Source organism: Aulosira sp. FACHB-615 (genome assembly GCF_014698045.1).
Taxonomy (GTDB): Bacteria; Cyanobacteriota; Cyanobacteriia; order Cyanobacteriales; family Nostocaceae; genus Nostoc_B.
Window position 1 is genome coordinate 77,075 of sequence record NZ_JACJSE010000026.1, and the last position, 14,279, is coordinate 91,353.

Here is a 14,279-nt window from a genome sequence, read left to right on the forward strand (position 1 = left end):
TTCTGACTCCTTTTTATATCATTTACTTTTTTAAGAAAATAGTTAAAGAGGGGAAGAAAAAAACACCCATTTTGATTGTTTTCAACAACTAAATCTTGATAATTTATTGAACAATCAATCCTGTCACTAAGTCAGCTACAAAAACTGCCAACACGATAATTAATGGTGTTCTTGCTAAACTTTGCCAGTCCTCATCATTTCGGGCTGCTTGAATGATTCGCACAATAGCTACACCTAAATATAGCAAGAATAGCCCTCTTAATACGTTGAAAAATAATTCGACTACCAATTGTGTTTGAGCGTTACCACCAGCGTTATTAAAAACACGAACCATCCATGTTTGCGCTCTTTGAAAAAACTGAGCATCTGCTGGAGCATGAGCAAAATCCAATACAAAAACAATTGCTAGAACCGTAAACAGCACAGCATAAAGATTCACTCCATACTTGCGTTGTATTTTTTCAAAATTAGTCAGTAAAGCTTGTGTTTGCTTTGGAATTGCAACTGCAATTGCTCCCACAATCATGAACCCACCTAGCAATATATTATGGACTGACATCTCAACAATCATCAGCACACCTGTTATTCCCATGAGGGCGATGGTGCTATTTTTCATGATTTTGTTGTTCTTTTTGGATGAGGGAAGTTCGCGTGTATATGTTGTTTGCATCTCTCTTACTTAATTTAATAACTGAAAGACGAACACCCACATTATTTGTTGTGGCAACATAAAAACCCACAAACCTAAGTACGAAAAAAAATCATACTTTTGTCTACGGAAATGATTTGTTACTCATTTACCGTATTAATTATTCTCTTCATACAACTTTTGATGTATTCATTCAACACTGCAAGTATAAACAACAACAAAAAACAGGCCTTTAGGTAAATGTATTGCTATTGACTTTTTGGTAATTTTTGGATAGATAACTTATCCCCAACTCGAATGCCAGCACCAGGGGCGAGTTCCAAAACGTGCGTCGCAGCACTACCTTTGTAAATCGGACAAGGATTTTTGGGACAAGGTGGGGCGTTGTAAATCACTGTCGTCACTACATTATCTTTGAGATAAATTATGTCCAGTGGGATTTTGACCTGTGACATCCAGAATGGGACATCTTTGTATTCTTTACCGAGAACAAACAACATCCCGCGATCGCTCGGCAGAGATGACCGGAATTTCAAGCCTTTCCCCAATTCCTCTGGTGTACTGGCAACCTCTAGCTTAAATACTTGGTTGTTGTGGGTCAAAGTGTGGGTTACTGGTAGATACTGGGGGCGGGTTTGTAAGTAAACGAGGGTTGACGTTGCCACAACAATTGATATACCGGCGACAGGCCCCAGAATATTCAGGAACCTAAACCCCGCAATGTACAAGTCTTTTTCTGAAGGAATTTTTACTAATTGCATAAACGTTCACCCAAAAATATCAACGTTACCGACACTGTATATAGAAGAGTCAACCGGGGACGACGGCAACCCTTGTAAATCAGCCTTATTTCGCATACTCTCAACCCGGTCAGCTTCACGAATCGCTAGAGGGTTAATGTTTTGCCTTGCTTCCAGCAGCGCCGACAGTGTAATCTCAAGTGGTGGTAATTCCGATGGCATAGTGTCGTCGGGAAACATTTGGCAGAAAGTAGCGATTGCTGCTCGTTCCACAATCGCTTGAATCTCCGCGCCTACACAGCGATTGGTTGCTTTAAGTAATCTCTGCCATTCTTCAGTGCTGAAAGCATCTCCACCACGAAACCGCTTATCAAATCTGGCAAGGTGAATCTTGAATATGGTGTTGCGTTCGCCGTGGTTGGGCAAATCCACCTTGAAAATATCGTCAAACCTACCGCTTCGTGTTAATTCAGGTGGTAGCCAATCTAATCGGTTGACAGATGCCAGTATTAATACTTCGCTAGTACGTTCTTGCATCCAGGTTAAAAGCATACCAGCCAAGCGTTTGGATAAATCATCATCCCCGGCGAATCCCTTATCAAAGTCGTCCAAATAGAAGATGACACTGTTGAGACGGTCGAGCAATGTTAATAAAATTTTGAGCTTGTATTCGGCTAAGTTGCCGTAGCTGCGGAAGCTTCCCCACTCTACGATAATTAAAGGAAGTCCCAAACGCGCCGAGCAAGCTTTGGCTGAGTGCGATTTACCTGTGCCGGGAGGGCCGATTAGCAAAATACCCTTGGGTAGTCGGAGATTATAAGCTTTCGCCAGTGGTGTCAACAGTCGTTTGTATCGCTTAAATGCTTGTTGCATTAGCTCCAATCCACCAATCTCAATGGTTGGTGGCAGTAAAAAGTCAACGTTGTAAATTCGCTTAAACAGGTCAATTTTATAGGTAAATAGTTTTTTGATTAACTCTTGAGCGTTGAGACAACCAGATGCGATTGCTTGTCTGATACCATACTCAATATCAGCAAGATACATTCCCACACAGGCTCTAGCGGTAGAGTTAATATCTGTTTCGCTGTGATTGGGCAGGATCAGGGGTAAATGATTAGCAATTTCAGCAACACTTGGTAGCTGCTGAACTACGGTAGGGACTTCTGGTGCAATGTCAGTTGACAAGCTGGCATTTGGCCCCAACAAGATAGCAGTCTTGTTTGAGTTACGATTGTACAGTTTGAGGTTAATCAGCGCCGACTTGATCCACTCCGCCGTGAGAAAAAAGTCGGGGTTAGAAGTCTCTCCCAGCCAGGGAAACATCCCCTCCAGGATGAGAATGCCTTGTAAATCAGTGGTTTTCCAAAATCTCAAGATTTCAAAATAGTGTTCGCGTCGGTTTTTGGCGATCGCCTGATATTTGGTTTCAGGTTGTAATGTCAAGTCTTGGTCGTTGACAATTAACTGGTATAGTGAATCGTCCTCCAGCGTCCAGATGTAGCAGTTGATGTTTTGCTGCTGGCATTCGCTGGCGATGTTTTTGAGTAGCCGAATTCTCTCTTGCAAGGGAGATTCTATGGCAATTAGCTTGTTCTGGAGTTTTATTAACTCAAAAACTTGTTGAACTAATGTTGAACTCATAGGTTGACGTATTGTTGCCAACCAGATCATAAAAATCTTAAATAATTGCTTGCACCAACGAAAGTACAAAAATAAATAGTACCTTTGGCTATTGTTTTAAAGTTCCATTGCCTCATTTTTTTGTGGGTTCAATTTTTGGGAGAGTTGCACCAATTCCTGATTCCAATCACCAGCCTTACACTTAAGCCGAGTAGCCTGTGGTAGTAGTTCTTTTACAGCCCGTGCAGCTACATTGCCCGATTCATCCGGGTCAAAAGCCACCTGCACATTAGGGATATGCTGCAATTGCTCCACAGGTAAACTGTTGGGGCTATCAACTGCCATGTACAGTGTTCTCGTGGGTGGCACATCGCCTCTAACTTGATACTCCAGCATGGCTATTGACATAGCATTGATGGGCGATTTACACAGCACTAGTTTTTCTGGAGGGTCAGTCGGTTGTCCGCCCAGGTGAAAGTAAAACCAACCCTCACGGCGCTTAGTCCCTTTCTCGTAACCCTTAAAACTGTTATTCTCGCCCCGTGTCCCTCGCAAGAATGCACCTTTAGCATGGGGTAGATCGCCAAGATTCCGCATCACGAACACAGCATTTTGCTGATCATCAGCGTAAATTAGCCCCCGTTCGTGGAGAGATTGAACCAGATTCTCGCCTATTCCCCGGTTCTGGGTGAGGTAGTTAGAGACTAACTGCCATTTGGCTTTGTCCTCAACTGGTAGTCGGAATTGCGGACGAGGTTCAGACTGGATAATCTCACTTGTTGCATTCTTGGCGTGAGCGATCGCTGCTCTTTCTGCCCCGGCTTCCCCGAATCGATCACTGAGCCAAGCGATCGCTTCTCGGAAATTGCAAGAGTTAACGTGCATCACCAAATCAATCGCACCACCGCCGCCCTTCTGTTGCTCCAGTGAAAAATCGTAGAACTTCGACCCATTTATACTAATGATGTTACCGTGACCCCTCCATCGTCCTTGGTCATGATGCAGCCCCAACTCCCAGGCGACATCCTCTAAGAGCAAGTCTCGCAGTTGTTGAGTTTGTTGCTCTAATTCAGCAATTTGTTTTCGTAATAGTTCATTTTCTTTTGCTAGAGCTTTGGCTGTGGCTTCCATTTCTTCCTTGGAGTGAGTAGCCCTGTCACGGTCTGCGGCTTTGGCTTTTAACTGCTCAGGGTTTAAGTCTTCAGCTTCCAAGTCTCGCCCCGACTCAACAATCCGGTAGAACTCCTTGATATCTAAGTGTTGCGCTCTACTGCCTTTGAGTCCGCGTTCTAGACCAATCAGCCGCATTGTCTGGTAATACGATTCCTGAAATTGCTGAATTTTCTGCCTGCCATCAAAGAAATGACTACAGCGTAATTGCCCTTCATCATCCAAAGGCACGAAGTAAGCATGAATATGGGGGGTGGCTTCATCCAGGTGCAATTCTGCCCTGACAATGCGATCTCCATATTCATCCGCTAACCATTGGTGCGTGGCTTCTAGCCAAGCATCTAACCTCTGGGGATCATAATCCCCTGCTTGACTAGGATTGTCTGGGCGAAAATAACTGGGCGACGCACTCAATAATAATTCCACACAATAAACACCATCTGTCCGAATCTTCCGCTTTTGCTCATATTCGCCAATTTTAGCGAGTACCAAATTTTCTAACCTTTCTTCTGGATTAAGACTACCAATAAACCGGAGATTCTGTTGGGTTGGGTCGGCGTTAGGCGTTGGTCGCTCACGGGCTGTGTGGGCTGCACTCCCTGTCAGATTGCTCCGCTTTAATTTCTTTAATCTTGCTATAGCGTAAGACATTTCACTCTGACCCTGTTAAAATTATTTTCTCGGAAAATCCTCAATTTTTCGCCCAAAACGCCCCTCGAAAATGGCTAGAATTTAGAATAGCAAAAATAACCGTAGTAAGTACGGTTATTTTATCCTGCCACCGGAGAATTGTTGCAGCCTTTTGCTGTGGTTTCCCTAAAGCAGTTACAGGACAGTCGCAGAGGCGAGAAAAGAGATGCTCTAGGACAGTCATTTAGCAGTTTCAGGACGGCTGTAGAAGAGTGATAAAACAGTCCTGGGGAATAGTAATCTAGTATACAATTGAATGATTAAAACCCCACTAATTACATGGATTTAGTGGGAGTGATAATTAAGCTTGTCAAGGAAAAGGAATCGGCTTAGACTTTAATTAATTGAGTTTTCCATTTAATTCTACAAAGTGAAAGAGGAAATATTAGCGCGAATTAACGCGCAAAATCTTTGTGTGAGAAAAATGGAACAGAATCAAAAAGTAATTCTTTCAATCAAGCGAACAGCAGACACTATTGATGGACAGATAATTAACTATCTGCAAACGGAGCCGTTTGGCTTGGGGAAGCTACCAGAAATAGTGATGATGACTCTCAAAGAATATTGGTTGCCTTTCACTATTTGTGATGCTGGCGCAGGGAGTAAAGAACTGAGGCGGGGGGCAATTTGGGCAATCAAGCGATTAGAAGCGCAAGCTGCCTTGATTAGAGAAACATTTCTAGAATCTAGTGCAGACAGTGGAGAGCCAATGCTCAACGATAGCCAACTTTGGGATGAGAGTGGTGACGGTTTGTTCACAATAGAACCGTCAGAGGATTTGAAGCAGATTAATAGGTTGTTCGGTGTTTAATAATTGGGTGAGAAAATGAATAGAGTTTCACAAGTTTTGACAAAAATGGTTGCTACCTTTGATTTAGGAGGTAGCCAGAGCAAAGGGATTGTGCAGATATATCCTGATGGTCTACCAATGGTAATAGCAATGGAACCCGAAGTAGCGGATGTGCGAAGAGAATCAATTACACACCTGGGAAATCGATTGTATTCTGATTATGTTTGGGTGGGAATTGGCGAAGAATACTATGCTTTAGGCGCTTTAGCCAAAGATGCTTTTGCAGGTACAGCAGCACTTAAAGATTTGAAGTATCATTATGCCCTGCCAAAAATAACTGGTTTGCTGTGGTGGGCTTGTCATCAATTAGATTTGAAGGCTGTAGAAGCTTATGTAGACTTGCTTTTACCACCTGGAGAAATATCTGATGGTGGCGAATTAGGTAAAAAATTGGCATCAGTTTTAAGCCAGGGTGTCATCACGCCTACGGGAAAACTAAAAGCTAAGTTGCGTAACTTTCAGGTAGCCCCAGAAGGTAGTGGAATTCTCGCTTATCGAAGACGTGGATTAGGTGAATCATTCAAACAGAAAAACATTGGATTGCTGATGTTGGGTTATCGTAATGCTTCTTTTCTTTTGTTCAAAAAAGGTAATCCAGGTGCTTCAGAATCTACAGATTTAGGTATGAATTGGGTGGTAGAACAATTTGTTGAGCGAACTTCTGTTGGATTATTAAAAAATGACAAGCGATTACCTAAAGCCTTAGTAGAAGCCAGCAAAGGCAATTTGAATGCGCTTCGTTCTTTGTCGCGCAAAAGTGGTGAAGAAATTGAATCTGATTTAAAGTTATTTAATTCAGTTCTCCCAATTGTGCGCGATGATTACTGTCGCGCTTTAATTCGTTGGATTAGAAATATAGCTGCATTTAATGAAGTTGTTATTTGCGGGGGTACATCTGAGTTTGTACGCCCTGAATTAACAGAACATTTCCAAAAAGAAGGTATACCGATTTCTTGGAATGGAGGTGTTGATATTCCCAAACCACTTGATACTCTGGGTTTAGGGGACAGAGTGGCCGATGTTTGGACTGCACATATTACCTATATTAAAGAACTGGACAATCATTTTGGTTACAAACGCACTCAACCATTGGTTCCAGATAACTATCAACATCCAGGTGTCCGAAATCGCACTCTTGAAACAGACCTTTGGAATGGCAAGCAGAATAGCTTTTTGACCATATAATCCCAACCCTTTAATTCGCAATTAAAAGATTTCGGTTTTTGGTAGAAGCGATCGCATAAATTTCTTCCACCAAAATCTCAATAAACATTGCTGATGCACTAAATTTATGCCAACAGACATCGAACAGCAAACCCAAAAGTTATTACAATTCGCACAAGAACAGAACTTTGATGAGCGTTATCTAGGTTATTTTGGTGATGTTTGGCAAGAGGCTGGCGTAAAAGACCTCTCGAAAGCCACTACTCAGGATGCCGAAAAAGCTCTACAAGTTCTAGCCAACAGTGCGGCTAGTGGAGAATTTGTAAAGGCATGGTTGTCTGTTGCAGTTCGCCAGGGTGTTCCGTCCAATGTGTTGGAATACATTCTTGAAAGTGATATTGATGGCGACGGACGGACGTTGGCGCAGGAAATTTTTGTTGATGGCACAGATCCCTTAGAACAAGATTCCCCTGCGCCACAGCAAGCAATTAATGTCCGAAGTCAAGGCATCGAACTAGAGCTTTAGCATGAAATTGCAAAAAAATCTACAGAAATAAGTACGAATTTTTTTGTACTCCTGTAGATTGTTTTAGCAGAACTCAGCAGATACACTCTGTTTGGATAACTCAAGATATTCCTCTTTCACTTTTCATAACACCACTCTAGTAATATCAATTCTTTAATGCAAATTATTGATATTACTGAATATTTACCAAACAAATTTGAGGAAAATATGCAGCACCAATTGACAACACTGAATGGCTCCAGCAAGCATACACAAATATCTCAACCACAGATGTTAAACTCTGATTTAACTCCAATTCAGTACCAGCAAAAATTAGAGGCTTTACTTTTTCAAAAAGCGGAACGAGGCGAAAATTTAGAACCCTGTATTAATGCCTTAAATTACTTTGTCAGTCAGAACAAACAACTTGACTTGCTCAACAAAGTTTACACTGATGCCAAAAAAGAATTGTCAGTATTTAGCTCTGTTCAGAGAGTAGCTATAACTGTTTTTGCTATTCTCGGTATGATTGGCGTTTTCAATGGGGCTTTTACTCAGGCTCGGCACAATCCAGCTTCAGTTAATGCCCCTGTTCAAGCACCCTAATTGGTATCAAAGGGTAGACTGCTGATTTTTTCACGAGTAAGTCTACCTCCACTACGAGTGATGTCTAACGACAAGCCGCAAGCATCTACGCAGTAATATCAATGAAATAAAACCAGTGGAGCTAATTGTTTCCTTCATCATTGTTGTTGTAATACTTTTGATAGTTTGGGCATTAAGTCCAACCAAGAAGTTTAAACGACGACTAAAAAGGAAGAAATCACCCAAACGCCAAACAAAACATCAGCGCAACATCAACCACGCTAACGCAGTCCTGCAATGGCTCCGTAGCAAACACCCTGAACCAAAATTACCCACAGTAATAGCCACGCTGCGTAAAATTAGTCCCTATGTTTTTGAAGAATTACTGTTAACTTGTTGTCAAGAACAAGGGTGGCAGATTAAACGCAATTTCAGTTATAGCGGAGATGGGGGTGTTGATGGTCGGGTTTGGGTTTCGGGCAGTTTATATCTGATTCAAGCCAAGCGTTATGCGGATTATATTAACCCGCAGCATATACAACAGTTCCAGCAAACTATTGAACAACTCGGTGCTAGTGGAGGGTTTTTCATTCACACAGGGAAAACTGGGGACAAATCAAAACAGATGATTGGTGATTGTCCCCAGGTGATTCTTGTTAGTGGGCAGAAGTTGGTTGATTTTGTTTTGGGTAAGCCCGTCCAAATAACATCAACCTCGCTGTTTATTTAGATGAACGGTGGTGTGTCTAAATCGAAGGGTAAACTGCTTGGTTCTTCGTTGTTTCTTAGGTCTACTTCCATTTGCTGGCGGCGTTGTTGGTATGTGCCGTTGGCAGGTTTGAGACTTCGCATTAGCCAAGCGCCATAGTTAATCCCTTGTTCGGCGTGGGATGCTGACATTTTATTGAAGTTTTCTACTTCAATCTGTTGACGGCGTTCCATTTCTGCCAACCATCCCTCGCTAATTCCCTGTTTTAACGCAGACTCAATATAGTCGGCTCTAAGAGTACCGTCTGGGTTAAATTGTTTCTTTTCCTCAGAAGTGAAGAAGTCGTAGGCTGTGTACTCTATCCACTCTTCTGGTTGTGTTTCGTCCAGGCGTTTCCATTCATCAAACTCCGCCTTTAACCTACGAGCATAACTATCAACGGCTCCTGGATGACTCCCTTCAGCTATTTTTTGTTGCCTTACCTCATCCCTCATTGTTCCATCAGGTAAAAATTCTTTTTTGTGCATATTGAACCATCTCTTGGTTCTAGACATATTTATTTTCGCCATAATTAACACCTCACAAAATTGATAAAGTTTTAATATTTGAAGAGCTATGACTCTAGAATTTAAACACTTCGACACCAGACTAAATACTTGGATTCATGTTGACGGAGATAGCAAGAATCCTGAATCAATTTTAACCGAAAAGCTGGACAATACTCTACTAGAATTTTACTTTCCTGACAAAGAGTTTTCTTTTGGACATCTAGATGAATATAGTACCCCAGAAGATTTAAAAAATCATCCAAATGGGCATACTCTCTTATTATCTTCTAAGACTAGATTGCTTTATGGTTCACCAGAATGTTTGGAAGTGATTGATAAGCTATGCCCTGATAGAAAAGACCGGGGTGCTTATGGTTCTATTTTTTTAGGTTCTTGCAAAAATTCTCTTAATGAAACTCTCAATATCCTAGTAGTAAATGATGATTCAGATCCGGACAAAGCTGGTGAAAATGGAGGAATTCTCAAAAGAGAAAGTGCTTTCAAATTAGTAGGAGATTGTTACGGACAAATTTCAACTCAACTTTATGACAAGTTGACAAAAAGGGAAGAACAACAAGATTACCGAGTCATTCAGCATCGCTTTGGTTGGAGAGAAGGCGATGGAGAAGATACTAAATATAGATTTGGAAAAGGAACCTTAAGACCACATAAACTAGATAGTGTAGAATATGTTAACCCCCAAAATGAGCCAAAAATCGACCTAATTCTCCCCCTCTCCAGCTTCAAAGGCACAGACAAAGACCGTCCAGGGGGAGCAATTAAACCCCAAATTCAACCAGGACTCTACACACAGAAAATATGGCTAGGTGAAAAGTCACAGTCAGAGCGCGGTAAAACAGCAATATCTCAACTATTAGCATCATTCCCCCAAGGTATTAAAGATTTCGCTGAAGAACTAGAAGCTCAAGCCCAAAAGTTAGCAGAATCCCAAAGTGACCCCAGAAAAGTGGCTCAACTTTTTTGTGAGAAATATGAAAAACGTAAAGCTTTCACAGAAGAACAAAAAGCCTCCCTGGAACAACAAATTACTGAACAAGTTGTTGATAGTTCACTTGTTAAGCAATTAGAACTTCTTACATGGAATGAAGCTGAAGAACAATTTGAAGCAAGTGATGATTTGGAGGAAGAGTCACAGAAAGATGATTTATTAATGTACAAGCTCATCAAGTCCGATTTGGTGAGTGGGCATAACCAGATTTTAGAAACAGAGAAGGTCAGAAAAGAACTTGCTAAATTCGTCCAGGGTGAATGGCGAGATATCGCTTTGGGAGGGACACTGACTTTTGATAGAGCTATGATTATTTCATCCAAGGAATTGAAAAACGGTGAAATTTGTGTTCCTTGGTTGGATGAAGGTGAAAAAGTTCTTAATTTCCGTTCACCATTCCTCAACTCTAACGGGTTGTGTGTTTCAACTAATAAGCTTGTCGATGACCGGCTAGGGCCAGATGGTGAACCGTTAAAAGGAATTATCGTCGTCAACGATGAAGACTTAAAACGCATTAAAGCGAGACTTCAGCCTGACGAAATAGCCCCATTAGAAACCGAATCAGAGCGCCAAGGACGAGATTTTGACGGCGATTGTATTGGAGTGACGCTTGCTAGGAAATACCCCAATCTTACAGCAGAAGCCGAGTACAGAAATCAGCCCGAAAATGCTTATGCTCCTACTGTTAAAGAGAAAAAGCAATCATTTTATATTAACGGAGAACAACCACCATTTGAGGAAATAGCCATACACATGAGCGATGGCATCAGTGTTGGCATTATTAATAATCAAGTGACCTCACTTTTATCTTTAGAGTCTGAAATCGAAATCCTTAAAACTTACGGAACTTCTGAGCAAAAATCAGCTTACTTAGACCGAGTACTAGAACATTATGAAAAACTACTAGAAGAAGATAATGCCAAGCCTATTAGGGAAGAGTATAAACCTAATATACAAGAATTTGTAAAACTCGCTCAAAACCCAGATAGAACGCCTGAAAGCATTGAGCAGGCGATGGATAAAAATCGTATACTATATCGTAAATTAATCGAAGAAGCGTGTTATCACAATCAAGTCGCGGTGGACTTATTCAAAAGTTCCCGAAAGCCAGAAATGGATTTAATTAAAGAAAATAATCGCTATTTGTACCGCAAGGTAGACTATGTTAGAGATAAAAAATCAACCTCAGTTTATTTAGATTCCGGCATCAAAACCACGGGCTATTCCCCAGTCGAATTATTAATCAACCAAACTAACAAATACTTCCAAGAATCGAAACTGGAATCACGCCCTATAGTCCAGTTCAGCAATTTATTTAAAGATGTAGAATTTACACCCCAGCAGAGATTCAGCGCGATCGCCGCAAAGTATGAATTTGACCGCCTGTACAACGCTGCCGTGGCAATGGAGCGACGGCGGGAAACAGAGCGAGGGCCATCAGCCATTATCCAAACGCAGCAGGGGACTAAGCTGGAGATGACAAACCTCTTACGCCACAAGCATCCGGGCATTTGGAAGGCAGAATCTATCAACTTGAAGCTGGTAGAGGACAAGCGCAGCAACAAATTATTGGCGATCGCCCAAATTAACAACGAACAGGATGATAATGGTAATCCTAAGTTTCGTAGACTCGGCACAATCAGCCCCCAGTCAATAGAGGAAAACAACCTCAAGCCAGGGATGACAACCAACAACGCCAAGCTGGTTGAATTCCGTCCCGAACTGACCAAAGGACAAACGCGGTTGATGTTCTCGCAGGCTTACAAATTTGCCCAAGCATATTGTGAGAGCATACCAGAGTCCGAACGATTGTCGGCGGCAGCGGCAGCGTGGAGTGTTGGGGCGGCGAGGCAGGATGAACTTGAATCAATTCAAAATTCAAAATTCAAAATTCAAAATAAAAGTCAAATCCAGAAGAAAACACCTAACTTTGTGTTCGCGGCATTCAGTGAGGAAATTATCTCGCGCTTGGGGGAACTGCAATTTACTGATTTGCGAGTCGGCACACTGAGTAATGAGGCTAACAACTTCAAGGGTAAAGAATGGAACCCCGACGAAAAATACAATGTAGAAATCCGAGCTAGTGACCACCCACCGGGACACGATCGCTACGCTTCGAGATTAGTGTTTGTTGCCGATGGTGATGGTGAATATAAGGAGTTTGCAGCGTTAGAGCCGAGGACGGCGCATTTACCAATTGGCACAAAGGCGCAGGCTAATATTCTGCCTGGGGAAACTTCGACAGCCAAAGCGACGGTTTCTGTGCCAGGACAGGAACCAGTAGAGTTTACCATCCGAGAAATCAAAAAGTTCTCTTATGCTGACAAGACATTTCACGGTGAACAAGTCAGCTTGGAAATTGGTAAAGTACCAGTACCCACAGGAGTAGTGAAAATTAAGTTAGATGGTAAAACTCTTGGAGAGTTGGATGCCGACTCTATCAAGCAACTCCAGGCAGTAAACTATCTTGCTGACGGGAAACCTCTTAATCTCAAGCTTACGACCATATCCGAAAAACACAATGCTTTTGTGATAGCTGAGTCACCAAATGGGAATTTTATAAAGATTGATAAAACTAATTCTTACGATTATGAAGGCGAGAAATTTGCAGATAAAGAATATAGAAAACTAACACTGGAAGTACCGCAATCTCAAGTAAGAGATGCCGTGTTTTTAAATGGGGAACCGTTGGGAGTACTGTTTTTTAATAAAGATAAAGAAGCAATCAAAAACTTGGGGGCGCTAAAATTTGGTCAATTAACACCAGTTAATGTGACGCTCCAGAGCAATTTCACCACAACAATGGTCGTGAAAGTTGACCCCGCAACAGTTCAATATCCTGAAACTTGGGTGAAACAAAACCAAGTGTTTGGTCAACAGACAGTCAATGAAGAACAACACAGAGCGATCGCAAAAACTGCACCGATGCTCTACAAAATAAAAGAGCGTCCCACCATGTTGTTTGCCACACCCGAAGATAAAATGTTGGGATTGACACAACTAGCCGTGGACAACCATAAAATTGCGACTGTGACCGAGTGGCTGGCTGACAAGAATGTTGCGATTGCCCAAGTGCCACCAGAAGATGTGCCACTGGAAACGAAAAAGGGACTCGCCGTATTTAATTTGGTAAATTCATCAATTCCTGAATCAACTTTTGAGTCCATGACCAAGAAGTTTGGTCGTGTGATTGATTTCCAAGCTGAATACGAGAAGAAAGTGCGATCGCTGCCTGACCGTCCAAAACATTTAAAACCGCCCGTGGCATCACCCCAAGCGCCACTGTCACAGCCGCCGCCGCCGCAACCGCAGTTTCCGCAGGTACAGCCAAATCCCCTTGCTCAACTCAAGCCTATAAACGATGCGGTGGCTTCTCACATGAAAAAAGATGTGGCGATGGCAGACATAGCCACTCAATTCATCGGTAAATCATCAGCACCAGCCAGTACACCATCCAGTACTCGCAATTACGAACAGGCTTGGGGCGATGGCGCAAACACAGGCAATTATTCAAAAACCGACGTAATCATGGTTTCTGGCTCCGGCCCGTGGCGGGGTGTAACAAACGAGCAAATCCAACAGACTTTTGATAATCACTACGTCCCACTGCTTGATAAGGCTATAGCTGCTGGTAGTTCGTTTGTGGTGGGTAATGCCCAAGGAACTGATCAGCTAGTACAAAAATACTTGCAGGAGCGTGGCTACAAGTTGGAGAGTACGCAGCAGGGCTATACTCGCGCTTCATCACCATCTGTGACCATCGACCACCTGCGCTCATGGTACATTGCGGCTGATGGTTTGGGTAAACCTGACGATTACAAAAAACGAATTGTTGAAGTTGCCAATGAGTTCAAAGCTACCGGTCAGTTATCGCCCAAAGCTGTGGCGGCAATGGAGCAAGATACACTCACTCGAATCTCCCAGGTGTCCCAGAAGTTGGCATCAAATATAGGTCAGCTTGGAAATGATGGTACTGTCCGTGTTACTGGTAAAACGTATGATTTAGCATTAAATTCTGAACGCAAAGATTTGGCGATCGC

The 14,279-nt window shown here is 42.3% G+C and carries 11 protein-coding genes; 6 read left to right on the forward strand and 5 right to left on the reverse strand.

Going from position 1 to position 14,279, the window contains the following annotated elements; genetic code table 11:
• Positions 1–103: 103 nt before the first annotated feature.
• From H6G77_RS27600 to mobV, 4 genes are all read right to left on the reverse strand, one after another.
• Entirely contained in the window at positions 104–616 is a 513-nt protein-coding gene (locus tag H6G77_RS27600) for a hypothetical protein (protein WP_242049320.1), read from the reverse strand.
• 281 nt (positions 617–897) lie between these two features.
• The gene (locus H6G77_RS27605) at positions 898–1,410 is read right to left on the reverse strand and encodes a DUF192 domain-containing protein (RefSeq protein WP_190677274.1); all 513 of its coding nucleotides are present in this window, start codon (positions 1,408–1,410) and stop codon (positions 898–900) included.
• A 6-nt stretch (positions 1,411–1,416) separates the two neighbouring features.
• Positions 1,417–3,030: an ATP-binding protein gene (locus H6G77_RS27610; protein ID WP_190873254.1), complete on the reverse strand. Its 1,614-nt coding sequence runs from the start codon at positions 3,028–3,030 to the stop codon at positions 1,417–1,419.
• Between the two features lie 96 nt (positions 3,031–3,126).
• Positions 3,127–4,830, reverse strand: a complete 1,704-nt coding sequence (gene mobV / locus H6G77_RS27615) for a MobV family relaxase (RefSeq protein ID WP_190677277.1) — start codon at positions 4,828–4,830, stop codon at positions 3,127–3,129.
• A 463-nt stretch (positions 4,831–5,293) separates the two neighbouring features.
• Here mobV and H6G77_RS27620 point away from each other — a divergent pair, with 463 nt between their 5' ends.
• The 5 genes from H6G77_RS27620 to H6G77_RS27640 all read left to right on the forward strand — a co-directional run bounded on the left by H6G77_RS27620 (position 5,294) and on the right by H6G77_RS27640 (position 8,703).
• The gene (locus tag H6G77_RS27620; protein ID WP_190594280.1) at positions 5,294–5,680 is read left to right on the forward strand and encodes a hypothetical protein; all 387 of its coding nucleotides are present in this window, start codon (positions 5,294–5,296) and stop codon (positions 5,678–5,680) included.
• Between the two features lie 15 nt (positions 5,681–5,695).
• Positions 5,696–6,904, forward strand: a complete 1,209-nt coding sequence (locus H6G77_RS27625) for a ParM/StbA family protein (protein WP_190873255.1) — start codon at positions 5,696–5,698, stop codon at positions 6,902–6,904.
• Positions 6,905–7,010: 106 nt separating this feature from the next.
• Entirely contained in the window at positions 7,011–7,409 is a 399-nt protein-coding gene (locus H6G77_RS27630) for a hypothetical protein (RefSeq protein WP_190677282.1), read from the forward strand.
• Between the two features lie 207 nt (positions 7,410–7,616).
• Positions 7,617–7,994 (forward strand): hypothetical protein, encoded by a 378-nt coding sequence (locus H6G77_RS27635; RefSeq protein ID WP_190677284.1) that lies wholly within the window; start codon positions 7,617–7,619, stop codon positions 7,992–7,994.
• Between the two features lie 115 nt (positions 7,995–8,109).
• Positions 8,110–8,703: a restriction endonuclease gene (locus H6G77_RS27640; RefSeq protein WP_313950034.1), complete on the forward strand. Its 594-nt coding sequence runs from the start codon at positions 8,110–8,112 to the stop codon at positions 8,701–8,703.
• On the opposite strand, the gene H6G77_RS27645 is transcribed toward H6G77_RS27640, so the two are convergent.
• Positions 8,700–9,236 (reverse strand): hypothetical protein, encoded by a 537-nt coding sequence (locus H6G77_RS27645; RefSeq protein ID WP_190594276.1) that lies wholly within the window; start codon positions 9,234–9,236, stop codon positions 8,700–8,702. The genes H6G77_RS27640 and H6G77_RS27645 overlap by 4 nt on opposite strands.
• Positions 9,237–9,297: 61 nt before the next feature.
• Here H6G77_RS27645 and H6G77_RS27650 point away from each other — a divergent pair.
• Positions 9,298–14,279, forward strand: a 4,982-nt coding sequence (locus H6G77_RS27650) for a hypothetical protein (protein ID WP_190873256.1), incomplete at its 3' end; no start/stop codon positions are given.